The sequence below is a fragment of the Pseudomonas sputi genome (assembly GCF_021603585.1).
GTDB lineage: Bacteria > Pseudomonadota > Gammaproteobacteria > Pseudomonadales > Pseudomonadaceae > Aquipseudomonas > Aquipseudomonas sputi.
The window spans coordinates 22,853-49,531 of record NZ_BQHI01000033.1 but is presented as its reverse complement, the minus strand read 5'-3'; the positions used below and the strand labels follow the sequence as shown (position 1 = coordinate 49,531).

The 26,679-nt window shown below is 61.4% G+C and carries 20 protein-coding genes; 9 read left to right on the top strand and 11 right to left on the bottom strand.

Going from position 1 to position 26,679, the window contains the following annotated elements:
* Together L6D81_RS26640 and rlmKL are read right to left on the bottom strand one after the other, a co-directional pair.
* Positions 1–2,352, bottom strand: a 2,352-nt coding sequence (locus L6D81_RS26640; protein WP_236182583.1) for a sensor domain-containing diguanylate cyclase, incomplete at its 3' end; no start/stop codon positions are given.
* 146 nt (positions 2,353–2,498) lie between these two features.
* Positions 2,499–4,769, bottom strand: coding sequence for a bifunctional 23S rRNA (guanine(2069)-N(7))-methyltransferase RlmK/23S rRNA (guanine(2445)-N(2))-methyltransferase RlmL (gene rlmKL, locus L6D81_RS26635; RefSeq protein WP_236182582.1), 2,271 nt, complete (start codon positions 4,767–4,769; stop codon positions 2,499–2,501).
* Positions 4,770–5,300: 531 nt separating this feature from the next.
* On the opposite strand from rlmKL, the gene rmf reads away from it, so the two are divergent.
* Positions 5,301–5,516, top strand: a complete 216-nt coding sequence (rmf, locus tag L6D81_RS26630; protein ID WP_003223300.1) for a ribosome modulation factor — start codon at positions 5,301–5,303, stop codon at positions 5,514–5,516.
* A 139-nt stretch (positions 5,517–5,655) separates the two neighbouring features.
* Here rmf and L6D81_RS26625 read toward each other — a convergent pair whose 3' ends face one another.
* On the bottom strand, positions 5,656–6,675 hold the full coding sequence (locus L6D81_RS26625; protein WP_011333259.1) for a quinone-dependent dihydroorotate dehydrogenase: 1,020 nt from the start codon (positions 6,673–6,675) through the stop codon (positions 5,656–5,658).
* 222 nt (positions 6,676–6,897) lie between these two features.
* Here L6D81_RS26625 and L6D81_RS26620 point away from each other — a divergent pair, with 222 nt between their 5' ends.
* The 8 genes from L6D81_RS26620 to cobA all read left to right on the top strand — a co-directional run bounded on the left by L6D81_RS26620 (position 6,898) and on the right by cobA (position 18,435).
* On the top strand, positions 6,898–8,109 hold the full coding sequence (locus L6D81_RS26620; protein WP_236182581.1) for a CmpA/NrtA family ABC transporter substrate-binding protein: 1,212 nt from the start codon (positions 6,898–6,900) through the stop codon (positions 8,107–8,109).
* A gap of 15 nt (positions 8,110–8,124) precedes the next feature.
* Entirely contained in the window at positions 8,125–8,700 is a 576-nt protein-coding gene (locus L6D81_RS26615) for an ANTAR domain-containing response regulator (RefSeq protein WP_007916390.1), read from the top strand.
* A gap of 275 nt (positions 8,701–8,975) precedes the next feature.
* A complete protein-coding gene (locus tag L6D81_RS26610; RefSeq protein WP_236182580.1) occupies positions 8,976–10,187 on the top strand; it encodes a nitrate/nitrite transporter in 1,212 nt (403 codons plus the stop codon).
* 7 nt (positions 10,188–10,194) lie between these two features.
* Positions 10,195–11,865, top strand: coding sequence for a bifunctional protein-serine/threonine kinase/phosphatase (locus L6D81_RS26605; protein ID WP_236182579.1), 1,671 nt, complete (start codon positions 10,195–10,197; stop codon positions 11,863–11,865).
* 322 nt (positions 11,866–12,187) lie between these two features.
* On the top strand, positions 12,188–14,641 hold the full coding sequence (nirB, locus tag L6D81_RS26600; RefSeq protein ID WP_236182578.1) for a nitrite reductase large subunit NirB: 2,454 nt from the start codon (positions 12,188–12,190) through the stop codon (positions 14,639–14,641).
* On the top strand, positions 14,638–14,955 hold the full coding sequence (nirD, locus tag L6D81_RS26595; RefSeq protein ID WP_007951992.1) for a nitrite reductase small subunit NirD: 318 nt from the start codon (positions 14,638–14,640) through the stop codon (positions 14,953–14,955). Before nirB ends, nirD begins: the two co-directional genes overlap by 4 nt.
* Positions 14,955–17,669, top strand: coding sequence for a nitrate reductase (locus tag L6D81_RS26590; protein WP_236182577.1), 2,715 nt, complete (start codon positions 14,955–14,957; stop codon positions 17,667–17,669). Before nirD ends, L6D81_RS26590 begins: the two co-directional genes overlap by 1 nt.
* Before the next feature lie 13 nt (positions 17,670–17,682).
* Positions 17,683–18,435 (top strand): uroporphyrinogen-III C-methyltransferase, encoded by a 753-nt coding sequence (cobA, locus tag L6D81_RS26585; RefSeq protein WP_236182576.1) that lies wholly within the window; start codon positions 17,683–17,685, stop codon positions 18,433–18,435.
* 75 nt (positions 18,436–18,510) lie between these two features.
* On the opposite strand, the gene L6D81_RS26580 is transcribed toward cobA, so the two are convergent.
* From L6D81_RS26580 to ppsA, 8 genes are all read right to left on the bottom strand, one after another.
* Entirely contained in the window at positions 18,511–19,545 is a 1,035-nt protein-coding gene (locus tag L6D81_RS26580) for an OmpA family protein (RefSeq protein ID WP_236182575.1), read from the bottom strand.
* 107 nt (positions 19,546–19,652) lie between these two features.
* On the bottom strand, positions 19,653–20,243 hold the full coding sequence (sigX, locus tag L6D81_RS26575; protein WP_011333251.1) for an RNA polymerase sigma factor SigX: 591 nt from the start codon (positions 20,241–20,243) through the stop codon (positions 19,653–19,655).
* A gap of 90 nt (positions 20,244–20,333) precedes the next feature.
* Entirely contained in the window at positions 20,334–21,158 is an 825-nt protein-coding gene (locus tag L6D81_RS26570) for a mechanosensitive ion channel family protein (RefSeq protein ID WP_007951987.1), read from the bottom strand.
* Positions 21,159–21,160: 2 nt separating this feature from the next.
* On the bottom strand, positions 21,161–21,409 hold the full coding sequence (locus tag L6D81_RS26565; RefSeq protein ID WP_085700244.1) for a CrfX protein: 249 nt from the start codon (positions 21,407–21,409) through the stop codon (positions 21,161–21,163).
* Between the two features lie 63 nt (positions 21,410–21,472).
* Positions 21,473–22,468, bottom strand: coding sequence for a zinc transporter ZntB (locus L6D81_RS26560; protein WP_236182574.1), 996 nt, complete (start codon positions 22,466–22,468; stop codon positions 21,473–21,475).
* 24 nt (positions 22,469–22,492) lie between these two features.
* On the bottom strand, positions 22,493–22,984 hold the full coding sequence (gene rraA / locus L6D81_RS26555) for a ribonuclease E activity regulator RraA (protein ID WP_236182573.1): 492 nt from the start codon (positions 22,982–22,984) through the stop codon (positions 22,493–22,495).
* Positions 22,985–23,210: 226 nt separating this feature from the next.
* Complete coding sequence (locus tag L6D81_RS26550) at positions 23,211–24,200, bottom strand: alpha/beta fold hydrolase (RefSeq protein WP_236182572.1); 990 nt, start codon at positions 24,198–24,200, stop codon at positions 23,211–23,213.
* 98 nt (positions 24,201–24,298) lie between these two features.
* Entirely contained in the window at positions 24,299–26,674 is a 2,376-nt protein-coding gene (ppsA, locus tag L6D81_RS26545) for a phosphoenolpyruvate synthase (RefSeq protein ID WP_236182571.1), read from the bottom strand.
* Between the last annotated feature and the right edge of the window lie 5 nt (positions 26,675–26,679).

The window sequence follows — 26,679 nt, the reverse complement described above, 5'->3', positions numbered from 1 at the left end:
GCCCTGCTTCGCTGCGTAAACCCCGGAATCCGCCCGCAGCAACAGCGCGTCCGCGCCCTCCCCCGGTCGCCAGCTGGCGATGCCGAAACTGGCCGTCACCACCCCCACCACGTCGATCGGCGCACTGCGCAGGCTGTGCCATAACTCCTCGGCCAGCATGTGGGCGTGATCGCCGTCGATGTCCGGGCACAGCACCATGAACTCTTCGCCGCCCAACCGGCAGAACACGTCGGTACGCCGCAGACGATGGCCGATGCGTTCGCAGACCGCCTGCAACACGCGGTCGCCCACCGCGTGACCGTACTGATCGTTGATCCGTTTGAAGTGGTCGATGTCGAGCATGATCACCGACAACTCGCCACCGCCACGCTCGACCCGGGCCATCTCGGTGGTCAATCGCTCCTGGAAATAGCGGCGGTTGTGAATGCCGGTCAGGGAATCGGTCACCGACAGTGCGCGCAGTTCTTCTTCAACGCGCTTCAGGTCGGAGATGTCGGAAATATAACCGTGCCACAGCACCCCGCCGCCCGGCAGTTCCTCCGGGGTCGCCTCACCACGAACCCAGCGCAGGCCGCGCTCGGGTAACTGCACACGATATTCCTCGCGCCACGGGCTGAGGTTGTCCGCCGAGGCGCGGATCGACTTGCGCACCCGGCTGACGTCCTGCGGATGAATGCGGGTGAAGATCGCTTCGGCATTGAGCAGCAGCACGTCCGGCTCCAGCTCGTAGATTTCGCGGATACCGTCGCTGGCGTAGATCACGCTGAAGCGTCCGTCGAACTCCATCTTGAATTGATAGATCCCGCCGGGAACGTGGGCGCTGAGCTTCTTCAACAGCACGTCCCGCGCCGCCAGGGCTTCATGCACACGCTTGCGTTCGGTGATGTCGATGCAGATCGCCAGATGCCCGACCCACAGGCCCTGCTCGTCCAGCACCGGGGTGGCGAGCATGTTCACCGGCAGGTGGCTGCCGTCCTTGCGCACCAGTGTCCATTCCCGCGCCTCGTGCCCGCCGACTTCGCCGCCCTCGACCAGCATCGCCTGACAGGTCGGAATGGCCTTGCCATAACGGGCGCTGAGTTCCGCCGCGCGGGCCACCAGTTCCCGGGGAAAGTGCAGGTTTTCCAGGGTCATGTGACCGACCACTTCCTGGCTGCGGAAGCCGAGCATCTGCTCGGCACCAGGATTGAAGGTGTTGATCACGCCGCGCAGGTCGGTGGCGATGATTGCCACTTGAGTCGCCGCGTTGAGCACCCCGCGCAACTGGCCGTGGGTGCCGCGCAGTTCCTGTTCACGCTCATGCAGTTCCTGAGTGCGCAACTCGACCATGCGCAACGCGCGCTGGCGCTGACTGACCAGCACATAAAGCAGCGCGCTCAGCAGTACACTGAGTAATCCGCCCAGCACCACCACGCTGCCCACCGACGAATGGTTGGCCTGCATGAAGGCTTCGCTGGGCAGGATATCCACCTGATAGTCGTGATCGGCCATGCGCACCAGCCGAGTGGCCGACAAATCGCTCGACACCGGTTCATTGGTGGATTCGAACAGCACTTCATGCTGATCGTTGGTGGAGAGATCGAGAATACGTAACGACAGATAATCATGGAGTGCATCCGGCAGGCCGTCCGCCAGCAGCTGACGCATGCTGATGACAGCCATCACATAGCCATATGATCTGGACTCCCCTTCACGCAGCACCGGTGCCACCAACAATACGCCGCGTGCGTAAGCCGGCTCGATACCGACCAGATGCATCGGCTGCGACACTGTCAGGCCGCGAAGCTGGTCGGCACGCTCCAGGGTCGATCGGCGCAACGGTTGTGCCAGCAGGTCGTAACCCAGCAACGAGCCGAGCCGGCTCTGGGTCTGGCTGTACAACAACACCACGTATTCATCGCGGGCCGAGGCCAGTTGTAGCTCGCCGCGCGCATTGAGTTCGCGCACGCTGAAGGTGCTCAGGCCCTCGTCGCGCACCTTCTGCTCGAAAGCAGCGCGTTCGGCACCACTCACCCGCAGGGCAAACGAATAGGCCTGGGTGCGCAGCAATAAAGGATGGGTGTAGCCGTCGAATTCGGCGCGGGACACCGATTCGGAGTTGGCGAAGAACCGACGCAGGCCGTCGAGACGTTGCTCCTGATCCTGAAAACGTTCTTCGATGCGGCTGTAACGTTCGTTGGCCAGTAGCTGAAAGCGTTGGCGCAACTGGCTGTGAAACTGATTGAAGGTGCCCCAGGCAAGCAGCCCCGTGAGAATCCCGCCGGCGAGCAATACCAGCAGCGCGACCAGCCAGGCCGAGACGTCTTCGCTGATGAAACCCAATATCTTCGGGCGTACGGGGTGCAACGACATAAAAGCCACTCACTACGTCAGCAACTGCGGGAAAAACCCCATCGGCCGTGTGTGAGTTATAGCTATTAGCCACTAATTTGGCTAGCTCTGAACGGATCCAAGAGCCTTTAAAAATCAAGGCTCTGTGGATCCAATTTTGCAGAGTGTCAACGAGCCGTGATTTTCCAGGCGCGGTGGATCTTGCCGTTACGGGCGAAATCCGGGTCGATGGTGCTGGCGGTGATTTCCTCGACCGCGTAACGCTCGGCCAGGTTGTCTTCGAGCTGGAACTTGCGGAAGTTGTTGGAGAAGTACAACACCCCACCGCTGGCCAGACGCGCCATGGCCAAGTCGATCAACTGCACCTGGTCACGCTGCACGTCGAAAATCCCTTCCATGCGCTTGGAGTTGGAGAAGGTCGGCGGATCGATAAAGATCAGGTCGTACTCCTCGCGGCAGTTTTCCAGCCACGCCATCACGTCGCCCTGCTCCAGACGGTTCTTGTCGGAGAAACCGTTGAGCGACAGGTTGCGGCGCGCCCAGTCGAGATAGGTTTTCGACAGGTCGACGCTGGTGGTGCTGCGCGCGCCGCCCTTGGCTGCGTGGACGCTGGCAGTCGCGGTGTAGCAGAACAGGTTGAGGAAGCGCTTGCCGGCGGCCTCTTTCTGAATCCGCATGCGCATCGGCCGGTGGTCGAGGAACAGCCCGGTGTCGAGGTAGTCGGTGAGGTTGACCAGCAACTTGACGCCGCCCTCGGTCACTTCATTGAATTTGCCTTGGGCAGCCTGCCGCTCGTATTGCCTGGTGCCGCTCTGGCGCTCGCGGCGCTTGACCACCACGCGGCTCTTGTCGATGTTCAGCGCCTGCGGGATGGCCGCCAGCGCATCGAACATGCGGATCGAGGCCTTTTCCGGGTCGATCGACTTCGGCGCGGCGTATTCCTGAACGTGTACCCAGTCGTGGTACAGGTCGATGGCCATGGCGTATTCCGGCATGTCCGCATCGTAGACGCGGTAGCAATCGATGCCTTCACGCTTGACCCACTTGCCCATCGCCTTGAGGTTTTTCTGCAGGCGGTTGGCAAACATCTGCCCGCCTTCGCTCAGGCGCGGTTGTTCGACCACCGGCGCGGGGGCCGGCGTCGGTTTGATCGGATTGCCGTTCTTGTTGAACTTGCGCTCTTGCGGCTCGTTCGGCGTCTGGTCGTAAGCGGCTTGCTCGCGCTCGGCCTGACGCTGTTCCGGTGTGCGGCGCTCGCCGGTGACGAATTGATCCGGCAACACTTTGATCAACAGCAGCTTGCACGGCAGCGCGCCGTTCCAGAACGAATACTGCTTGTGGCTGCGGATGCCCATGCGCTTGCCCAGGTCCGGCGCGCCGGTGAACACCGCCGCTTCCCAGTTCAGGCAGGCCTGACGCAGGCGCTCGCCGAGGTTCTGGTAGAGGTACAACAGGCTGGCTTCATCACCCAGACGCTCGCCGTACGGCGGGTTGCAGATGACCAGACCTTTCTGGTTCTGGTCCGGACGCGGTTCGAAGGTCGCGACTTCGCCCTGGTAGATCTTGATCCACTCGCTCAAACCGGCGCGTTCAACGTTGTTGCGGCCCGGCTGGATCAACCGGGGGTCGGCTTCATAACCACGGATCCACAGCGGCGGCCTGGCCAGACCGGCAGCGGCGCGCTCGACCGCTTCTTCATGCAGTTTTTTCCACAGCGCCGGCACGTGACCGAGCCAGGCGGTGAAGCCCCACTGTTCGCGACGCAGGTTCGGCGCCATGTCGGCGGCGATCATGCCGGCTTCGACCAGGAACGTGCCGACACCGCACATCGGGTCAGCCAGCGCGCCACCCTCGGCGGCAATGCGCGGCCAGCCGGAACGGATCAGGATCGCAGCTGCGAGGTTTTCCTTCAGCGGCGCAGCGCCCTGCTGCAAGCGGTAGCCGCGCTGGTGCAGGCTGTGGCCGGAGAGGTCGAGCGACAGAATCGCTTCGCCGCGATCCAGGCGCAGGTGAATGCGCAGGTCCGGGTTGAGCTTGTCGATGCTTGGGCGATCGCCCTGCGGGGTGCGCAGTTTGTCGACGATGGCGTCCTTGACCTTCAGGGCGCCGAAGTGGGTGTTGTCGATGCCCGAACCGTGACCGCTGAATTCCACGGCCAAAGTGCCGTCAGCCAGCATGTGATCCTGCCAGTCGACGTCCAGTACGCCGTGGTACAGGTCTTCGGCGTTTTTCATCGAGAAACGCTTGAGCACCAACAGCACCCGATTGGCCAGACGCGACCAGAGGCACAGGCGATAAGCGGTTTCCATGGTCGCCATGCCACGCACGGCGGAGGTGTGTTCGCGGGCCTCTTCAAGGCCAAGCCCGACGGCTTCCTCGATGAGCAGGCCTTCAAGGCCTTTGGGGCAAGTGAGGAAGAGTTCGAAACGGTCGGACATGGTTTTTCCAGAGCCTTTGGCTGATGAACCGGCAACGCATTGCCGATCCGGTTTTCAATCAGGCGCTTTTCTAAAAGAGCGCCCGCGTGGCACGAAGGTGTGCCGTTCCATCCCCCGCTGCTCGGGTTAAAAGAGCTTAGATGCCGGGACAGATAAAAAAGTTGAAGCAACAAAATGATTCAAAGCAACCCTTCGTCGAATAGTACCCCAGCGTAAACGTGGGTCATTCTCACTAAAGGATTAACCTCATCATCCAGCGCGGAGCCGATCATACCGGGGTTTGGCCAACAGACGCAGGACAAATACGCGGTTACTTATGGCCATAGCATCTTTTTCGTTACGTCCTTATGACAAAACGGTCATTCCATCGATGTGACTCATTGGTTAGAACTGGACACAGGTTGACGTCGCAACGGCGTCAACACCTTGGCTCGCCACGCCGGCAGCGAGCCGCCAACGGCAGAGTATTTCTGCCAGACCTCAATTGAGGTCGACGCGACAAAAACAGTCAACAAGTGAGGGAAACACCCTATGAGAAGACTTAAGCGTGATCCGTTGGAAAGAGCATTTTTGCGCGGATATCAATATGGCGTTGGTGGCAAATCCCGTGAGCTTTGCCCATTTACTCTACCGTCGGTACGTCAAGCCTGGATCAACGGCTGGCGAGAAGGACGCGGCGACAACTGGGACGGTATGACCGGCACTGCGGGAATCCACAGACTCAACGAACTTCACGCCGTCGGCTGACACAGGGCACTTATTGCGACACGACAAACTGATTTCATAACCACCTGATCACCATGCACGTCCTTCCCGGACGGCGGGCTACGGCCCAGGGGCTCCTTCGAGGAGCCCTTTTTTATGCCTGACTTTTTATGTCGGCCAATCAGCGCTTGGCGGCGATGGCGTCGACCGATTCGCGGATCAGCGCCGGGCCCTTGTAGATGAAGCCGGAATAGATCTGCACCAGACTCGCGCCGGCAGCGATCTTCTCCGCCGCATGCTTGCCCTCGGTGATGCCGCCCGCCGCGATGATCGGCAGTTTGCCGCCCAACTCGGACGCCAGCACTTTCACAGTGTGGGTGCTCTTCTCGCGCACCGGCGCACCGGACAGACCGCCCGCCTCGTCACCGTGTTCCATGCCTTCGACGCCCACGCGGCTGAGGGTGGTGTTGGTGGCGATCACCGCGTCCATCCCGGTTTCGATCAGTGCTTGGGCGACTTGCGCGGTTTCTTCGTCGGTCATGTCCGGCGCGATCTTGATCGCCAGCGGTACATGTTTGCCGTGGCGCAGGGCCAGCTCGGCGCGGCGCGTGGCCAGGTCCGCCAGCAATTGCTTGAGCGAATCACCGAATTGCAGGCTGCGCAGGCCCGGGGTGTTCGGCGAGCTGACGTTGACCGTGACGTAACTGGCGTGGGCGTAGACCTTGTCCAGGCAGATCAGGTAGTCGTCCACTGCGCGCTCGACCGGGGTGTCGAAGTTCTTGCCGATGTTGATCCCCAGCACGCCTTTGTATTTGGCCGCCGCCACCCGCGCCAGCAGGTTATCCACACCGAGGTTGTTGAACCCCATGCGGTTGATGATCGCCTCGGCTTCCGGCAGACGGAAAATCCGTGGTTTCGGGTTGCCCGGCTGCGGGCGCGGGGTCACGGTGCCGATTTCGACAAAACCGAAACCCAGTTGGGCGAAGCCGTCGATGGCCGCGCCGTTCTTGTCCAGACCGGCTGCCAGACCGACAGGGTTCGGGAACTGCAGGCCCATGACGTTTACCGGCAACGACGCCGGCGCCTTGCACAGCAAGCCATTGAGGCCCAAACGCCCGCCCGCGCCGATCAGATCCAGCGACAGATCGTGGGAGGTTTCCGGGGAAAGTTTGAACAACAGCTGACGGGCCAGGGTGTACATGGGCGGCAATGACTCGGGCGGCGAAAAGAGGCGGCGATTATAGCCGGGCATCGTCCCGCCGCGCGAGGCGCACGGGTAAATCGGTGCGCATGGCATATGCCTTGCACCTTCCTCGGCATCAGCCCGCAGGCCAATGGCGGCGTGCAGGCAAGGACAATGGCGTCGTCTCTCGGTTTTGCGCGGGCAAAGCCTGGGACGACGTTTTTTTTGAGGGTGGCTTTCATGACTCGAACCTCCGCCGGGCCGCTGGCCTGGGTCAACGGCAGCGATGCCCCGGAAAAAAGCGCGATCAACCTGGGTTTCATGGCGCTGAGCGACTGCGCCTCGCTGGTGGTCGCGGCCACCCAGGGCTTTGCCCAGCCTTACGGCCTGACCCTCAATCTCAAGCGCCAGAGTTCCTGGGCCAACCTGCGGGACAACCTGGTCAGCGGCGAACTCGATGCCGCCCACAGTCTCTACGGCCTGATCTACGCGGTGCATCTGGGCATCGGCGGTGTCGCGCCGACCGACATGGCGGTGCTCATGGGCCTGAACCAGAACGGCCAGAGCCTCAACCTGTCCCACGGTTTGCAGGGCCTGGGCGTGACCGGTCCTGAAGCGCTGCACCACCATGTGCACCAAACCCGCGCAAAACTCACCTTCGCCCAGACCTTCCCCACCGGCACCCATGCCATGTGGTTGTATTACTGGCTGGCGAGCCAGGGCATTCATCCGTTGCAGGATGTCGACAGCGTCGTGGTGCCGCCGCCGCAAATGGTCGCGCACCTTCAGGCCGGTCGCATCGATGGCCTCTGCGTCGGCGAACCGTGGGCGGCCAGCGCCGTGCAGCAGAATCTCGGTTTCACCCTGGCCACCAGCCAGACCATCTGGCCCGATCACCCGGAAAAAGTCCTCGGCTGTACCCGCGCCTTTGTCGAGCAATACCCCAACACAGCCCGAGCGTTGGTGATGGCAATCCTCGAGGCCAGCCGTTTCATCGAAGAGAGCCCGGAAAACCGCCGCAGCACCGCGCAATTGTTGAGCGCCGCGGAATACCTCGACGCCCCGGTGTGCTGCATCGAACCGCGCTTTCTCGGCGACTACGACGATGGCCTCGGCAATCGCTGGCGAGACCCGCACGCCCTGCGCTTCCACGGCGATGGCGCGGTGAATCTGCCGTATCTGTCGGATGGCATGTGGTTCATGACCCAGTTCCGCCGCTGGGGCTTGCTGCGCGATGACCCGGACTACCTCGCCGTCGCCCGGCAGGTGCAACAACTGGCGCTGTACCGCGACGCCGCCAGCGCCATGGGCGTGTCCGTGAGCACCGAGGACATGCGCAGCAGTCAGTTGATCGACGGCAAAATCTGGGACGGCAGCGATCCGGCCGCCTATGCCCGAAGCTTCAAGCTCCACGCGCTGAGCGACAGCGCCCCCCTTCTTGCCCACCGCTGACAGGAGACCGCGAACATGCTGCGCATTCTGCTGATCAACGACACCGCGAAAAAAGTCGGGCGCCTGAAAGCTGCGTTGACCGAGGCCGGTTTCGAAGTGATCGACGAGTCGGGCCTGACCATCGACCTGCCGGCGCGCGTCGAAACGGTGCGTCCGGACGTGATTCTGATCGATACCGAGTCACCGAGCCGCGATGTGATGGAGCAAGTGGTATTGGTCAGCCGCGACCAGCCCCGACCGATCGTGATGTTCACCGACGAGCACGACCCCGGCGTGATGCGTCAGGCGATCAAGTCCGGGGTCAGTGCCTACATCGTCGAGGGCATTCACGCACAACGCCTGCAGCCGATTCTCGACGTGGCCATGGCCCGCTTCGAGAGCGATCAGGCCCTGCGCGCCCAGCTTCAGGCCCGCGACCAGCAACTGGCCGAGCGCAAGCGCATCGAGCTGGCCAAGGGGCTGTTGATGAAAATGAAGGACTGTAACGAAGAAGAGGCCTATACCCTGATGCGCCGCCAGGCCATGAGCCGCCAGCAGAAACTGATCCAGGTCGCGGAGCAGATCATCGCCATGAGCGAGCTGCTTGGCTGAAGCCCTGCCCTGCCTTAATCGTTCCCACGCTCCGCGTGGGAATGCAGCCACATCGATCTGGCACAAATCTCGCTATGTAATCCCTACAGGTAACCAACGGCGGTTGCCCCACCTACGACAAAGACGTCGCTCACCTTCTTCGCCCCTTTCGGCGATCCGGGTAGCGGCGTTTTTGCGTTTTGGCCCCACAGCCCGGGGCCGGTGGAGCGGCCGTGGCGGCGCCCCACTGTGCGGTTCTGATTCCTTCTCGAGATTCTCTACAGCTGAGGTGCGCGATGAATAAAAGCTTCTGGAAATCCGGCCACACCCCGACCCTGTTTGCGGCCTTCCTGTATTTCGATCTGAGCTTCATGGTCTGGTACCTGCTCGGCCCGCTGGCGGTGCAGATTGCCGGTGACTTGCACCTGACCACCCAACAGCGTGGCCTGGTGGTGGCCACGCCGATTCTGGCCGGCGCGGTGCTGCGTTTTGCGATGGGCATGCTCGCCGATCGCCTGTCGCCGAAAACCGCCGGGCTGATCGGCCAGGTCATCGTGATCTGCGCGTTGTTCGGTGCCTGGAAACTCGGCATCCACAGTTACGAACAGGCCTTGCTGCTCGGTCTGTTCCTCGGCATGGCCGGCGCCTCATTCGCCGTGGCCCTGCCGCTGGCCTCGCAATGGTATCCGCCGGAGCATCAGGGCAAGGCGATGGGCATCGCCGGGGCCGGCAACTCCGGGACCGTGTTTGCAGCGCTGATCGCCCCGGTACTGGCGGCGGCGTTTGGCTGGAGCAATGTGTTCGGTTTCGCCCTGATCCCGCTGATCCTGACCCTGGTGCTGTTTGCCTGGCTGGCGAAAAACGCACCGGAGCGACCAAAAGCCAAATCCATGGCCGACTACTTCAAGGCCCTGGGCGACCGAGACAGCTGGTGGTTCATGTTTTTCTACAGCGTCACCTTCGGCGGCTTCATCGGTCTGGCCAGCGCCCTGCCCGGCTACTTCAACGATCAATACGGCTTGAACCCGGTGACCGCCGGTTATTACACCGCGGCCTGCGTGTTCGGTGGCAGCCTGATGCGTCCCCTCGGTGGTGCGCTGGCTGACCGTTTCGGTGGTATTCGCACACTGTTGGCGATGTACACGGTGGCGGCGGTCTGCATCGCGGCAGTCGGCTTCAACCTGCCGAGTTCCTACGCGGCGCTGGCCCTGTTCGTCTGCACCATGCTCGGTCTCGGCGCGGGCAACGGCGCGGTGTTCCAACTGGTGCCGCAGCGCTTTCGACGCGAAATAGGCGTGATGACCGGGCTGATCGGCATGGCCGGCGGCATCGGTGGTTTTGCCCTGGCGGCGGGCATGGGCGCGATCAAACAGAGCACCGGCAGCTATCAACTGGCGCTGTGGCTGTTCGCCAGCCTTGGTGTGTTGGCGTGGTTTGGCTTGCATGGCGTCAAACGTCGCTGGAGAACCACCTGGGGTTCGGCGGCCGTGACCGCTGCCCGGGTCTGAGGCCCGAATGGCCCTGCAACTGAGCTTTGCCGAAGCCAGCGCCACCGGCCCGCGCGCGGAAAACCAGGACGCCGTGCGCCTGGTGACCCCGGCCCCGGCGCTGGCCGCCAGCAAGGGGTTCCTGTTCGCCATCGCCGACGGTGTCAGCCAGTGCGCCGATGGTGGTCTGGCCGCGCGTTCGACCTTGCAGGCGCTGGCGCTGGACTACTACGCCACCCCGGAAACCTGGAGCGTGGCCCAGGCCCTCGATCGTCTGCTGCTCGCGCAAAACCGCTGGTTACAGGCCAACGGTGGCGGTCAACCGCTGCTCACCACGGTCAGCGCGCTGGTCCTACGCGGCCGGCGCTTTACCCTGGCGCACGTCGGCGATTGTCGGGTCTATCGCTGGCACGCCGAGACCTTGCAGCGGATCAGCGAGGATCACGTCTGGGATCAACCGGGCATGCAACATGTGCTCAAGCGCGCACTGGGGCTGGATCAGCATCTGGTGCTGGACTTTCTCGACGGCGAACTGCGTGACGGTGAATGTTTCGTGCTGCTCAGCGATGGCGTGTGGGCCGCGCTTGGCGATACCGCCATCGCCGGGATTCTGCGCGATCAACCGGACCTGCACAGCGCCGCGCAAACGCTGGTCAACGCCGCGCATCTGGCCGGCAGTCAGGACAATGCCAGCGCTTTATTGGTGCGAGTGGATGCCGTTGGCGAGGCCAGCCTCGGCGATGCGCTGATTCATCTGCAGCAATGGCCCCTTCCGCCGCCGCTGAAACCGGGTCAGGCCTTTGAAGGCTGGCGGGTTCAAGAGGTTATCAGTCAGAGTCAGCAATCGTTGCTGTATCGCGTGCTCGATGGTCAGGGCCAGGCGTGGCTGTTGAAGACCTTGCCTGCACAACTGGCAGACGACACCCAGGCCGGCCAGGCCTTGCTGGCGGAGGAATGGTTTCTCAAACGGGTCGCCGGGCGGCATTTCCCTGAAGTCCATGGCGCCGTTCAGCGTCAGCATTTGTACTACGTGATGCGTGAATATTCGGGGACCACCCTGGCGCAGCTGTTCGAACCAAGCGGCCCGCTGCCACTGCCTCAATGGCAGGATCTGGCCGAACGCCTGCTGCGGGCCGTCGGCCTGCTGCATCGACGGCAGATCCTGCACCGCGACATCAAACCGGAAAACCTGCATCTGGGAGACGACGGCGAATTGCGCCTGCTGGATTTCGGTCTGGCGTATTGCCCCGGCCTGTCGCAGGACGCACCGTCAAGCTTGCCCGGAACGCCGAGCTACATCGCGCCGGAAGCCTTTCAGGGCGCAGCACCCGGCGCACAACAGGATCTGTATGCGGTAGGCGTGACTCTGTATTTCTTGCTCACGGGGCATTTTCCCTACGGCGAGATCGAAGCGTTCCAGCGCCCGCGTTTCGGGGTGCCGGTGAGTGCCGGTCGCTACCGCCCGGATCTGCCGGAGTGGCTGGCGCAGTGTCTGGAACGCGGGGTCTCAGCCGATCCTTTGCAACGCTATGAAACCGCCGAGCAATGGTTGCTGATTCTGGAGCAAGGTGAGCGCCGCAGCCTGAGTGTGCGCCCTCGCCCCTTGCTGGAACGCGAGCCGCTGAAGGTCTGGCGGACGTTGGCGTTGCTGGCAATGCTGGGCAATCTGGTGCTGCTGTTGCTGTTGTTTCATGGCTGACCTACAGGGTCAGAACATCGCTCCATTAACGTGCAGACTGCTTCCATTCAGTGCAAAAACCACAACGAACATCTGGCCAATTCCAGCATTACCCCAGTGAATTCGCGGCCCGCCGCGACTTGGCACAACCACTGCATTACCGTTTTCAACTGACATAAAGCCCGACCTTCAACGACGAAGGCCAGGCTTCCCGAGAGAACGGGACAAGGACAAAGGCGTCCTCGCTAGGTAACTGGCGGGACGCCTTTTTTGTTTGCGCCATTTTTGTCGAGCAAGGCCTGACTGCCCACAAGAGGCAAGCCCGATGCTTGCGGAGAACCTGATGAAAAAACTCAAACTGGTGATGATCGGCAATGGCATGGCCGGGGTCCGCACCCTGGAAGAATTGCTCAAGCTGAGCAACGAGCTGTACGACATCACGGTCTTCGGCGCCGAACCGCACACCAACTACAACCGCATCCTGTTGTCGCCGGTACTGGCCGGCGAACAGACCTTCGAAGAAATCGTGCTCAACGACCTCGACTGGTATTTGGAAAACGGCATCAAACTGCTGCTCAACCGCAAAGTCGTGGAGATCGACCGGGTCAAGCGCCGGGTGATCGCCGAAGACGGCACCGAGGCCGAATACGATCGCCTGCTGATCGCCACCGGCTCGACCCCGTTCATCCTGCCGATCCCCGGCAACACGTTGCAGGGCGTGATCGGCTACCGCGACATCGCCGACACCCAGGCCATGATCGACACCGCCAAAACCCACAAACACGCCGTGGTGATCGGCGGCGGCCTGCTCGGCCTCGAAGCGGCCAACGGCTTGATGCTGCGCGGCATGCACGTCACCGTGGTGCACCTCGGTGAGTGGCTGCTGGAGCGGCAACTGGACAAGACCAGCGGCCAGCTCCTGCAAACCGCCCTCGAAGCCCGCGGCCTGCACTTTCGCCTGAGCGAGCAGACCCAGGCCCTGCACGACGCCGGCAATGGTCGGGTCGGCTCGGTGCAGTTCAAGAACGGCGACATCATTCCTGCCGATCTGGTAGTGATGGCTGCCGGCATTCGCCCCAACACCGAACTCGCGGAAAAAGCCGGCATCCCGTGCAACCGCGGGATTCTGGTCAACGACACCCTGCAAACCTACGACCCACGCATCTATGCCATCGGCGAATGCGCCAGCCATCGCGGCATCGCTTACGGCCTGGTCGCACCGTTGTTCGAACAGGCCAAGGTCTGTGCCAACCACCTGGCGCAACTGGGTTTCGCCCGTTATCAGGGCTCGGTGACATCGACCAAATTGAAGGTCACCGGCATCGACCTGTTTTCCGCCGGCGATTTCATGGGCGGCGAAGGCACCGAAACCATCACCCTCTCCGACCCGATCGGCGGGGTGTACAAAAAACTGGTGATCAAGGATGACGTGCTGGTCGGCGCCTGTCTGTACGGCGATACGGCAGATGGCGGTTGGTATTTCCGGCAGATTCGTGAGAATCACGCCATCGGCGAGATCCGCGATCACCTGATGTTTGGAGAAAATGCACTTGGCGATGTAGGACATCAGGGCCAGGACAAAGCCATGAGCATGGCCGACAACGCCGAAGTCTGTGGCTGCAACGGCGTGTGCAAGGGCACCATCGTCAAGGCGATTCAGGAACACGGGCTGTTCAGCGTCGACGAAGTGAAGAAACACACCAAGGCCGCCAGTTCCTGCGGTTCCTGCGCCGGGCTGGTCGAGCAGATCCTGATCAACACCGTCGGCGGCGCGGCGGACGTCAAACCGAAAAGCGAAAAAGCCATCTGCGGTTGCAGCGACCTCAACCACGGCCAGATTCGCCAGGCCATCCGCGAACAGCACCTGCTGACCATCGCCGGCACCATGAGCTACCTCAACTGGCGCACTCCGAACGGTTGCGCCACCTGCCGCCCGGCCCTCAACTACTACCTGATTTCCACCTGGCCCGGCGAAGCCAAGGACGATCCGCAGTCGCGCCTGATCAACGAGCGGGCCCACGCCAACATCCAGAAGGACGGCACCTATTCGGTGGTGCCACGGATGTGGGGCGGCGTGACCAATCCGTCGGAACTGCGACGGATCGCCGACGTGGCGGACAAATATCAGGTGCCGATGGTCAAGGTCACCGGCGGCCAGCGCATCGACCTGCTGGGGATCAAGAAACAGGACCTGCCCGGCGTGTGGAAAGACCTCGACATGCCGTCCGGCCACGCCTACGGCAAATCGATCCGCACCGTGAAAACCTGCGTCGGCAGCGAGTTCTGCCGCTTCGGCACGCAGAATTCGACCCAGCTGGGCATCGACCTCGAACACGACCTGTTCAACATGTGGTCGCCGCACAAAGTGAAGCTGGCGGTCTCTGGATGCCCGCGCAACTGTTCGGAAGCGGGGATCAAGGACGTGGGAATTATCGGCGTCGATTCCGGCTGGGAGATGTACATCGGTGGCAACGGCGGGATCAAGACCGAAGTCGCCGAGTTCTTCGTCAAGCTCAAGACCGCCGAGGAAGTGCGCGAATACAACGGCGCGTTCCTGCAGCTGTACCGCGAAGAAGCCTTCTACCTCGAACGCACCGTGCACTACCTGCAACGGGTCGGCATGGAGCACATCAAGAAAGCCGTGCTGGAAGATCCCGAGCGCCGCAAGGCGCTGAACGAGCGCCTGCAATTCTCCCTGTCGTTCGAACAGGACCCGTGGAAAGAGCGCCTGGCGCAGCCGCAACTGAAGAAAGAATTCGACGTGATCCCTGTGAAAAACCTGGAGGTGCCGGCATGAACTGGCTCGATATCTGTGCCCTGGAAGAGATCAACGCCCTCGGTTCGCGGATCATCGCCGGCCCCAAGGGTGACATTGCGATCTTTCGCACAAGCGACGACGAAGTTTTCGCACTCGATGACCGCTGCCCGCACAAGGGCGGCCCATTGTCCCAGGGCCTGATCTACGGCAAACGCGTCGCCTGCCCCCTGCACAACTGGCAGATCGACCTGCAATCCGGCGAAGCCCAGGCACCGGACGTCGGCTGCGCCCATCATCACCCGGCCCGGGTCGAAAACGGCCGCGTGCAACTGGCCCTGCGGGATGCCGTCTGATGAACCGCCAGACGACCGCCTCGACCTGCTGCTATTGCGGGGTCGGCTGCGGCATGCTGATCGAGCATGACGGCAAGCGCATCCTCGGCGTCAGCGGCGATCCGGCGCATCCGGCCAACTTCGGCAAACTGTGCAGCAAAGGCTCGACCCTGCACCTGACCGGCGACCTGGCGGCCCGAGCGCTGTACCCGGAATTGCGCCTGAGCAAAGCCCTGACGCGCAGTCGTTGCGACTGGGACACCGCGCTGGAACATGCCGCCAACGTGTTCGCCGACACCATCGCCGAACACGGCCCGGACAGCGTGGCGTTCTACATCTCCGGGCAGTTGCTGACCGAGGATTACTACGCCTTCAACAAACTGGCGCGGGCGCTGGTCGGCACCAATAACATCGACAGCAATTCGCGGCTGTGCATGTCTTCGGCGGTGGTCGGCTACAAGCGCAGCCTCGGCGCCGACGCACCACCGTGCAGCTACGAAGACCTGGAGTTGAGCGATTGCGTGGTGATCGTCGGCAGCAACATGGCCTACGCTCATCCGGTGCTTTTTCGCCGCCTCGAAGAAGCCAAATCCCACCGCCCGCAGATGAAAGTCATCGTCATCGACCCACGGCGCACCGACACCTGCGACCTGGCCGACCTGCATCTGGCGATTCTGCCGGGCACCGATGTCGCGCTGTTCCATGGGATTTTGCATCTGCTGTTGTGGGAAGACTGGATCGACCGCGACTTCATCCAGGCCCACACCGATGGCCTCGCCGAGCTGAAAAGCCTGGTGCGCGATTACACCCCGGCGATGGTTTCGCAGCTGTGCGGGATCAGTGTCGAACAATTGCAGCAATGCGCCGAATGGATCGGCACTTCACCGAGTTTTCTGTCGCTGTGGTGCATGGGCCTGAACCAGTCCACCGCCGGTAGCGCAAAGAACAGCGCGCTGATCAATCTGCACCTGGCCACCGGGCAAATCGGCCGGCCGGGTGCAGGACCTTTCTCCCTGACCGGTCAGCCAAATGCTATGGGCGGACGCGAAACCGGCAGTCTGTCCAATCTGTTGCCCGGGCATCGTGAAGTGGCCAACCCGGAGCACCGTGCCGAAGTGGCGGCGTATTGGGGTGTGGATAAGCTGCCGGAAAATACAGGTCTCAGCGCCATCGAACTGTTTGAACAAGTGCGCAGCGGCAAGATCAAGGCGTTGTGGATTGCCTGCACCAACCCCGCGCAATCGATACCGGACCAGAACGCCGTGCGCGCCGCGCTGGAGGCTTGTCCGTTCGTGGTGTTGCAGGAGGCGTTTCGCACCACCGAAACCGCCGCGTTTGCCGATCTGTTGCTGCCGGCGGCCAGTTGGGGCGAGAAGGAAGGCTCGGTAACCAACTCCGAGCGGCGGATTTCCCACGTCCGCCAGGCCATTGCCGCACCGGGTGAAGCGCGCCCGGACTGGGCGATCACGGTAGATTTCGCACAACGCCTTGAGAAACGTCTGCGCCCGCAACAACCGGGTCTGTTTGCCTTCGAGCAATCGGCGCAACTGTTTGACGAATACAAACAACTGACCCGGGGGCGCGATCTGGATTTGTCCGGGATCAGCCATCAGTTGATTGATGAGCTGGGGCCACAGCAATGGCCCTTCCCCGCTGGCGCTCGCCAAGGCACAGCCCGGTTGTATGGCGACGGGATCTTTCCTACAGCGAACGGGCGCGCGCGATTCGTTGCCGATCCCTATCGCGCCGCCAAGGAACAACGCGACGCGCGCTTTCCACTGACCCTGATCACCGGTCGCCTGCGTGATCAATGGCACGGTATGAGCCGCACCGGAACGGCGGCGCAGTTGTTCGGCCATGTCAGTGAAGCGGCGTTGAGCCTGCACCCGGACGAATTGCGCCGCCACCGCTTGCAGCCGGGGGATCTGGTGAACCTGAAAAGTCGTCGGGGCGCGGTGATCGTGGCGGTCGCCAGCGATGACAGTGTGCGTCCGGGCCAGGCATTCCTGCCGATGCACTGGGGCGATCGTTTCCTCAAGGGCGGCGTGAACAGCCTGACCCTGCCCGCCTTCGATCCTTTGTCGAAACAACCGGAACTCAAGCACAGCGGTGTGCGGCTGGAATCGGTGGACTTGCCATGGCAACTGTTCGCACTGATCGAGGGCGATGTTCAACGGCATTTAGAGGCACTTCGACCGCTCTGTGAGGCGTTTTCCTACGCAAGTCTCAGCCTTGTCGGACGTGAACGGCCTGCGTTGCTGATACGCGCAGCCAGCGCCGTGGCACCCGAGCCGCGATTGCTGGGTGAAATCGACCAGTGCCTGGCCCTGATCGACGGGCCGGTGCTGGCTTATGACGATCCTCGCCGCGCCATCGGCAAACGGGTGCGCATCGAAAACGGACGAATCACCGCGATCCGCCTGGCCGGTGAAACCCTCGCCCAGCACTGGTTGCAAGGTCTGTGGCTGGAAGGCCGCACCGACGAACAACTGCGGCGCTGGCTGCTGGCACCGATGAGTGCACCGCCGGGCAATGCCGGCGCGCAGGTTGTGGCGGACAAGACCCTGTGCAACTGCAAGAACGTCAGCCACAGCGCGGTCTGCGCCGGTATCCGTGAAGGTCTGGATCTGCAGGGTTTGAAAAATACATTGGGGTGCGGCACGCAATGCGGTTCCTGCGTCCCGGAAATCAAGCGTTTGCTGGCCGCTGAAGTGCGTCCGGTCGCCGTCATCTGAAGAGGAAAACACCATGAACGCGAAAGTCTGGCTGGTGGGCGCGGGCCCCGGTGATCCTGAATTGCTGACGCTCAAAGCGGTGCGGGCCCTGCACGAAGCCGAGGTGGTGCTGATCGACGATCTGGTCAACGAAGCGGTGCTGGAGCATTGCCCGGCTGCGCGGATCATTGCCGTCGGCAAACGCGGCGGCTGCCGCTCGACGCCCCAGGCGTTCATTCATCGGTTAATGTTGCGTTACGCCCGTCAGGGCAAATGCGTGGTGCGGCTCAAGGGCGGTGACCCGTGCATTTTCGGGCGCGGGGGCGAGGAAGCGCAGTGGTTGCGCGAGCGCGGGGTCGAGGTGGAACTGGTCAATGGCATCACCGCCGGACTGGCCGGCGCGACCCAGTGCGATATTCCGCTGACATTGCGCGGCGTCGCACGGGGCGTGACGCTGGTCACGGCCCATACCCAGGACGACAGCCAGTTGAACTGGCGGGCCTTGGCGCAGGGCGGCACGACGCTGGTGATTTACATGGGGGTGGCGAAGCTCGGCGAGATTCGCGAGCAGTTGTTGGCGGGGGGGATGGCGGCGGATACGCCGGTGGCGATGATCGAGAATGCCTCGTTGCCAGAACAGCGCGAATGCCGCAGCGATCTGACAGCGATGGAAGACGATGCCCTTGGCTTCCAGCTCAGGAGCCCTGCGATTCTGGTCATAGGCGCCGTCGCAGCCGCTGCGACCCAGGTCGACTCGATTGACTGGGCAGCCGATCGACTGGCCTGACAATCTCTGGTTTCATCAAATCGCAGGCAAAGAAAAGCCCGGCCTGAGCCGGGCTTTTCTCGCAGCGGCAGCTAATTACTTAGCTTGAGCTTCAACCTGCGCTTCTACGCGACGGTTAACAGCGCGGCCAGCGTCAGTAGCGTTGTCGGCAACTGGGCGGGACTCGCCGTAGCCAACAGAGTTGACGCGGGACGATTCAACACCGTACTGGTTGGTCAGAACTTGCTTAACGGCGTTTGCACGACGCTCGGACAGTTTCTGGTTGTAAGCGTCAGGACCGACGGAGTCAGTGTGACCTTCAACAGTAGTGGTGGTGGATGGGTACTGCTTCATGAAGTCAGCCAGGTTTTTGATGTCGCCGTAGCTGTTTGGCTTCACAACCGACTTGTCGAAGTCGAACTTCACGTCCAGCTCAACACGAACAACTTCGGCAACTGCAGGGCAGCCATCAGCGTCAACAGTTACGTTGGCTGGGGTGTCCGGGCACTTGTCAACGTTGTCGCACACGCCGTCGTTGTCGCTGTCGGAGCAGACTTCAGCGGGTGCTGGAACTGGAGCAGCAGCTGGCTTGGAGCCGCCACCGAAGTTCACACCGATACCGACGCTAGGAGCCCACTCGGTGTCGCCCTGGTCGATGTTGTACTGAGCTTCAACGCCAGCACGGGCGTAGAAGTTCTCGGTGAAGTACAGCTTGGCACCGCCGCCAACGTTGGCGAAGGTGGAACGGTTACGACCGTTCGAACCGTTCTGGTCGATGCTCTGGTCAGAGAAACCGGCCGAAACGTATGGACGCAGCATGTCGCCTGGGTTGTTGAAGTGGTACAGAGCGTCCAGAGCGGTGTTGGCGCCCTTGACGTTCTTGCCGTCGTCAGCACGTACGTTGTGCACTTCGTCGTAGGCCAGACGCAGTTCAACGTCGTCGGTCAGGAAGTAACCGATCGAACCGCCGAACAGGTTGCCGTTGTTCTTGAAGTCACGAGCGCTGTCGAATTGTTCTTTCTTTGCGAAGCCTTCGATTTCAACTGCGCCTTGGCCTTGTGCCAGAGCGCCGAAAGAAGTGGCGGCAATCAAAGAACCAATGGCCAAGCCCAAGGTGTTTTTCAGTTTCATCCGTTAAATCCCCATCTGGTGATTGTGAAGCAGTCCCGCAAACCGGGGGACAACTCGGCGGCAAGTCTATCAGAACTTGCCTACACGTAAGAGATATTTGCGCCGAACTAAGTTTCAGCAATACCTGCAAATTTCTCACGCAATTTATCAAGAGCACGCTTGTAACGCATTTTTGTCGCACTCAAACCCATGTGCATGATGTCTGCGATCTCCTGAAACTCCAGCTCTGCGACAAATCGTAGCACCAGAATTTCCCGGTCAATCGGGTTCACATACACCAGCCAGCGATCCAGTCCGCCCTTCTCCTCGGGTTTCGGCGCCTTTTCTTCGGACGCTTCCTCGAGAGGGTCAAGACTCAGTGCGTCCATCAAGCGACGCTTTCGCCGTTCCTTCCGATACTGTGTGATGCATTCGTTGTAAGTGATGCTGTATAGCCATGTCTTGAACTTCGATTTCCCCTCGAAGTTCTTCAGGCCGTACAGCACCTTCAACATCACTTCCTGACAGACATCGTCTGCGTCGCGATCGTTCCCGAGATATCGCGCACAAACGTTAAATAATGTCCGCTGGTAACGCCGCATCAGTTCTTCGTACGCGCGCGTCACGTGAAAAAGCTCGGTATGCGAGCGCGCGACCAACTCCTCATCAGAGAGCTCGCGGGGGTCGTAGCGCGTGGATAGCGTTTGGGCTTTATTCAAAACAAGTCGTGCCGACAGTCAGGTCAATGTCCACCGCAGCCAGCGACGGCTGGCATTTTGCGGCGGCATACATTAGCAGGGTTTGCCGGGTTAGCGGCTACTCACATGCTGCTCCAGCAGGATCCGATTGGAGAGAGAGACTAGCTCACCCTCATCGGTCAGCAATGTGGTCTTAACCGTGCCGATCTCTTCGATCTGGCCTTCGACCTCGCCAATACGCACTTGTTGCCCAACCTGATACAACTCACGCACATAGATTCCCGCAAGAATCTGCCCGGCAATTTCCCGGCTTCCCAAACCCATCGCCAGCGCAACCGCCAGACCAACGGTAATCAATACGATGACGATCACATGGTTCAGCAGGTCGGTCTTGACCTCCAGCTGACTGATCGCGACCGAAATGCTGATGATGATTACCAGGCCCTGGGCAATTCGCCCAAGTCCTGAAGCGTAGTCCAGGCCTACGCCTTCTGCCGCCCCGCGTACCAGGCCGTTGGCCAGTTGCGCAAGCAGGACACCCACAAGCAACACCAGCGCGGCACCGAATACTTTCGGTAAATACAGCGCCAGCATGTCAAGCGTAGCTGAAACTCGCTCAAGTCCAAGGGATTCTGCTGCAGAAACAAGAAAAATCAGCAGAACGAACCAATAGACGATTTTGCCGATCAACGTGGAGATCGGCACTTGCAGCCCGGCGCGGGACATCAATTTGGTCAGGCCGGTGCCGCCCATCAGGCGATCGAGGCCCAGTTTGGCCAGCAGTTTGGACAGCAAGGTATCGAGCAGCTTGGCCACGACGAAACCCAACAGCAGCACAACCAGTGCGCCGAACAGGTTCGGAATGAAGTTAGCGACTTTGGTCCACAACGCAGTCATTGCAGTGACGAGGCTCTGAGTCCAGAGATCAAGTTCCATATTCAATCAGCCTTATCAGCAGTGCGAGCGGTAGGTTTACGGAGACGGGAGACCGGCGCGACATGGGCCGAGCCGTTGTTCAGGGCGATCATCAGCGCGGGCAGCCAGCGGCCCAGCAGGCTGAAGAGATCGCCGGCACCCACCTGGCGGTTGGCGGTTTTGAGTACGCGGCCCAGGCAGGCATCGTCGTCGCGACCGGACGGCGAGGCGTTGAGCATGTCGCGCAAAGACTGTTCAAACGGATCGTGCATACGCACCTCTCGTGATGTCTGTGAAAGACGCGGGCAAATTTGGTCGGGTCACATGGTGCATCGTCAGACCCAGCGCAATCGGCGGAACAACCACCACTGGCCGAACGCCAGGGCGAGCACTGTCAGGCAAGCGATCAGGAAACCATAAGGGCTGCTGGCGAACGGTATTCCGCCAACGTTTATGCCCAACAGACCGGTAATAAAACTCATCGGCAAGAAGATGCAGGTGATGATCCCGAAACGATACATCGTGCGATTCATGTGCACGCTCAGGCGCCGGTCTTCGGCCTCCAGCACAAGCCCCACACGCTCCCGAGTCAATTCGAGCTCTTCGAGATAACGAGTCAGGCTGTTATTCAATTCGTTCCAGTAGTCGGCATCGTCATCGACGAACCACGGCAGTTTTATTCGCGTCAGTTGTCCGAAAATATCCCGTTGCGGTGCCAGAAAACGCTTCAGTCCGGCGGCCCGGCGACGGATGTGCAAAATGGCGCCATGCTCCGGAGTATACCGTTCGTCGGCATCCAGTTTTTCTTCCTCTTCATCGACCACTTCGGAGAGGCAAGTCACAAGATCCTGCACCTTATTGGTGAGGAATTGCGCCAGATAAAGCATCAGTTCGGACGAGGTTTTCGGCCCCTTGCCCTCACCCAGCATCACCAATAATTCATCGGTGGCGCGCAATGGACGCAAGCGCAGGGAAATCACCCGCCGGGCCGAGGCAAAAATCCGCACCGACACCATGTCTTCCGGCTCGGCGCCCGGGTTGAGATTGACCCCGCGTAAAAACAGCAACAGCTCGGAGTCCGGCAGCGGCAACAGACGTGGACGGGTGTTTTCTTCCAGCAGCAGGTCGCAGGTGAACTCGTTGAGCCCACTGGATTTGCGCAGCCAGGTCTGGGTCTGCGGGTGACTGCGATCCCAGTGCAACCACAGGCTTTCATGGGCCTGCAGCTGCAAATCGTCGAGATCAGTCCGGGCTATCGAACGCGCACCGCCTTTACCGTCCAGCACCAGGGCATGCACCAGCCCCCATTGCGCGTTTTCTTCCTCGAACATCCTCACCCCTGTGGTTACCGCGATTTATTCAGGCATTTTCAGCGGACTTGGCGAGATGATCACGCCGTTGTTGTCCGCATAGAGGTACTGGCCGGGCTGGAAAGTGACGCCCGCGAAAGTCACGGGTACGTTGAGGTCGCCGAGACCGCGTTTCTCAGTCTTTTTCGGATGGCTGGCCAACGCCTGAACGCCGAGATCGGTCTGAGCGATGACATCCACATCACGGATGCAGCCATAAATCACCAGCCCTTCCCACCCGTTTTTCGAGGCTTTCTCGGCGATCATATCGCCCAGCAGCGCGCAGCGCAGCGAACCACCGCCATCGACCACCAGCACTTTGCCGTTACCCTTGAGTTCCGCTTGTTCCTTGACCAGCGAGTTGTCTTCGAAGCACTTGATGGTCACGATTTCGCCGCCGAACGAATCACGGCCGCCGAAATTGCTGAACATCGGTTCCAGCACCTGGACCAGCTCCGGATAGGCGTCGCACAGGTCAGGCGTAAGGTAATGGTTCATCGAAAAACTCCTGTAACAAGGAAAACGATCAAGGATGTCGCACTCTTTTGAAACGAGTCCCAACGGTCGCTGTTTACCTTAGCCCATGTCATGGTCGCTGAACGAACCTGAACACAGGCTGAAACGTAATAGCGAAACAGTCACCAAATATGACCAGAACCGTCCATAGCGTCATATCTTAGCCGCAAGCCGATTCGAACGAAATGCTCTTTTCAGGGCACTTCGCCTACACCGCTGTCGCCAGATCCGGCTTCTCGCCGAGCAACGGCGTGTGCTGATCCGCCAGCCAACGCGCCACCAGTGGCCAGACCTCAGCCTGCGCCGCCTTGCTGACCAGCATCTCGACATGCCCGAACTGATCGTTGAAACCCTGCTCACGGCCCAGGTTGATGAACTGCTTGTGCTCGGAACCGATCTGTTCGAACAGCTTCCGGCACGCCCAGGCCGGATCCTGATGATCCCCCGCCGCGCTCACTGCCAGCACCGGCACCTGCACATCGGCAAGGCCGGCCCACCAATCCTTGTCCTTGTCGCCGAAACGGCCGAACAGCCCATACCAGCGCATGCTTTCCAGCGCCAGGCCGATCGGCTCGTCCTCGGGGCCGCGCTTGAGCCGCGAGCCGGACAACTGGGCAAAACGCTTGAGAATGAAGCGCCCGCTCCACTCCACCGGCGGAATCTTCAGCGGCCAGTACGTACGGCTGACCTGGGTGCCGAAAAACGCCGCCGACGCAACCGCTGGCTCGCCAAGGTATTCGCCGCCCAGCGCAGCCGCCAGCGTGATGCCTCCCAGCGAGTGGCCGATCCAGTGCGGAATCTGCCCGCTCTGCTCTCGGACGAACGCCGCGATCGCCGGCAGATCGTAACGGGCGTAGTCGGCGACCCGGTTGCGACGGTAGTCCTCGTTGCGCTGGGACAGACCGTGACCGCGCATTTCCGGGATCCACACATCGAAACCCAGACGCGTCAGATACGCGCCCAGGCCCAGGCCCTTCGGCGAGAACCAGAAGCGCCGATTGGAAAAACTGCCGTGCAGCAAGATCACCGGCACGCCGCGCGACGCCGGCTCATCGGCCATACCGAGACGGGTCACCGCGATCTCCACGGACCAGTCAGGGCTGTTGCCCGGTTTCAAACGATAAACGTCTTCGCTCAGATCACCGCGTCGCTCGGCGCTGATCAGGGCGACAGGAAATAGGTTGCTGCTGCTTTGCATAATGCTCTTGCACAAAAAAGGGCGGCATCCGGAGAGCTCGCCCTACTTCAATCTTAAAGCCTCGACCCGGTTCAACGGGCCGAAGCTTGATTCACGGCTTATTCCGCCGCCTGGCCTTCGGCAAGGAAGAACCAGGTTTCCAGCACGGTGTCCGGGTTCAGCGACACGCTTTCGATGCCCTGCTCCATCAGCCACTTGGCCAGATCCGGGTGGTCCGAAGGCCCCTGACCGCAGATGCCGATGTACTTGCCGGCCTTGTTGCATGCGGCAATCGCGTTGGCCAGCAACTTCTTGACCGCCGGATTACGCTCGTCGAACAGGTGCGCGATGATCCCGGAGTCACGGTCCAGGCCCAGGGTCAGCTGAGTCAGGTCGTTGGAGCCGATCGAGAACCCGTCGAAGAACTCGAGGAATTCTTCGGCCAGGATAGCGTTGGACGGCAGTTCGCACATCATGATCACGCGCAGACCGTTGTCGCCACGGGCCAGGCCGTTTTCGGCGAGCAGATCCACCACCTGACTGGCTTCGCCCAGAGTACGGACGAACGGCACCATGATTTCGACGTTGGTCAGGCCCATCTCGTTGCGCACGCGTTTCAGCGCACGGCACTCGAGTTCGAAGCAGTCCCGGAACGATTCGCTGATGTACCGCGAAGCGCCACGGAAGCCCAGCATCGGGTTTTCTTCTTCCGGCTCGTAGAGTTTGCCGCCGATCAGGTTGGCGTACTCGTTGGACTTGAAGTCCGACAGACGCACGATGACCTTCTTCGGTGCGAACGCAGCAGCCAGGGTGCTGATGCCTTCAACCAGCTTCTCGACATAGAAGCCGACCGGATCGTCGTAACCGGCGATGCGCTTGTCGACGCTTTCCTTGATGTCCTGTGGCAGGCCGTCGTAGTTCAACAGCGCTTTCGGGTGCACGCCGATCATGCGGTTGATGATGAATTCCAGACGGGCCAGGCCCACACCGGCGTTCGGCAGCTGCGCGAAGTCGAAGGCGCGGTCCGGGTTGCCGACGTTCATCATGATCTTGAACGGCAGCTCCGGCATGGCGTCGACGGAGTTCTTCTTGATGTCGAAACCCAGTTCGCCTTCGAAGATGTAACCGGTGTCGCCTTCGGCACAGGACACGGTCACGCCCTGGCCATCCTTCAGCAGTTGGGTGGCGTTGCCGCAACCGACAACAGCAGGAATACCCAGCTCACGAGCAATGATCGCCGCGTGGCAGGTACGGCCGCCACGGTTGGTGACGATGGCGCTGGCGCGCTTCATGACCGGTTCCCAGTCCGGGTCGGTCATGTCGGAGACCAGCACGTCGCCCGGCTGGACCTTGTCCATCTCGGAGACGTCCTTGATGATCCGCACCTTGCCCGCGCCGATGCGCTGGCCGATGGCACGACCTTCCACCAGCACGGTGCCGGTTTCTTTCAGCAGGTAACGCTCCATGACGTTGGCCTGGGTGCGGCTCTTCACGGTTTCCGGACGGGCCTGCACGATGTACAGCTTGCCGTCGTCACCGTCCTTGGCCCACTCGATGTCCATCGGGCAGCCATAGTGCTTCTCGATGATCATCGCCTGCTTGGCCAGCTCGCTGACTTCTGCGTCGGTCAGGCAGAAGCGCGCGCGGTCGGCCTTTTCGACATCAACGGTTTTCACGGAACGACCGGCCTTGGCCTCGTCGCCGTAAATCATCTTGATGGCCTTGCTGCCCAGGTTGCGCCGCAGGATCGCCGGGCGACCGGCTTCCAGCGTGCCCTTGTGGACATAGAATTCGTCCGGGTTCACCGCGCCTTGTACAACGGTTTCGCCCAGGCCGTAGGCGCCGGTGATGAACACCACGTCACGGAAGCCGGATTCGGTATCGAGGGTGAACATCACGCCGGCGGTGCCGGTTTCCGAACGCACCATGCGCTGCACGCCGGCCGACAGGGCGACCAGCTTGTGGTCGAAGCCCTGGTGGACGCGGTAGGAAATGGCACGGTCGTTGAACAGGGATGCGAACACTTCCTTGGCCGCGCGGATGACGTTTTCGACGCCACGGATGTTCAGGAAGGTTTCCTGCTGACCGGCGAACGAAGCGTCCGGCAGGTCTTCGGCGGTGGCGGAGGAACGCACCGCCACCGCCACGTCAGGATTGCCGGCCGACAACGCGGCGAACGCGGTGCGGATCTCGGTGTTCAGTTTTTCAGGGAATTCGGCTTCCATGATCCATTGGCGGATCTGGGCGCCGGTCTTGGCCAGGGCATTGACGTCATCGACGTCCAGCACATCGAGGGCCTTGTGGATCTGATCGTTCAGACCGCTCAGTTCCAGGAAGTCGCGATAGGCTTGCGCGGTGGTGGCGAAGCCGCCGGGGACCGAAACACCGGCACCGGCCAGGTTACTGATCATCTCGCCCAGGGATGCGTTCTTGCCCCCCACATGCTCAACATCGTGTTTGCCGAGCTTATCGAGGGAAACTACGTACTCTACCAAGGTGA

Coding starts and splice junctions, on each gene's coding strand:
- L6D81_RS26615 (WP_007916390.1), top strand. CDS start 8,125: ATGCTGCGCATTCTGCTGATCAACGACACCGCGAAAAAAGTCGGGCGC.
- rraA (WP_236182573.1), bottom strand. CDS start 22,984: ATGAACCATTACCTTACGCCTGACCTGTGCGACGCCTATCCGGAGCTG.
- L6D81_RS26565 (WP_085700244.1), bottom strand. CDS start 21,409: ATGCACGATCCGTTTGAACAGTCTTTGCGCGACATGCTCAACGCCTCG.
- cobA (WP_236182576.1), top strand. CDS start 17,683: ATGAACGCGAAAGTCTGGCTGGTGGGCGCGGGCCCCGGTGATCCTGAA.
- L6D81_RS26590 (WP_236182577.1), top strand. CDS start 14,955: ATGAACCGCCAGACGACCGCCTCGACCTGCTGCTATTGCGGGGTCGGC.
- rlmKL (WP_236182582.1), bottom strand. CDS start 4,769: ATGTCCGACCGTTTCGAACTCTTCCTCACTTGCCCCAAAGGCCTTGAA.
- L6D81_RS26560 (WP_236182574.1), bottom strand. CDS start 22,468: ATGTTCGAGGAAGAAAACGCGCAATGGGGGCTGGTGCATGCCCTGGTG.
- rmf (WP_003223300.1), top strand. CDS start 5,301: ATGAGAAGACTTAAGCGTGATCCGTTGGAAAGAGCATTTTTGCGCGGA.
- L6D81_RS26620 (WP_236182581.1), top strand. CDS start 6,898: ATGACTCGAACCTCCGCCGGGCCGCTGGCCTGGGTCAACGGCAGCGAT.
- L6D81_RS26625 (WP_011333259.1), bottom strand. CDS start 6,675: ATGTACACCCTGGCCCGTCAGCTGTTGTTCAAACTTTCCCCGGAAACC.
- nirD (WP_007951992.1), top strand. CDS start 14,638: ATGAACTGGCTCGATATCTGTGCCCTGGAAGAGATCAACGCCCTCGGT.
- L6D81_RS26570 (WP_007951987.1), bottom strand. CDS start 21,158: ATGGAACTTGATCTCTGGACTCAGAGCCTCGTCACTGCAATGACTGCG.
- L6D81_RS26605 (WP_236182579.1), top strand. CDS start 10,195: ATGGCCCTGCAACTGAGCTTTGCCGAAGCCAGCGCCACCGGCCCGCGC.
- L6D81_RS26550 (WP_236182572.1), bottom strand. CDS start 24,200: ATGCAAAGCAGCAGCAACCTATTTCCTGTCGCCCTGATCAGCGCCGAG.
- L6D81_RS26580 (WP_236182575.1), bottom strand. CDS start 19,545: ATGAAACTGAAAAACACCTTGGGCTTGGCCATTGGTTCTTTGATTGCC.
- L6D81_RS26610 (WP_236182580.1), top strand. CDS start 8,976: ATGAATAAAAGCTTCTGGAAATCCGGCCACACCCCGACCCTGTTTGCG.
- nirB (WP_236182578.1), top strand. CDS start 12,188: ATGAAAAAACTCAAACTGGTGATGATCGGCAATGGCATGGCCGGGGTC.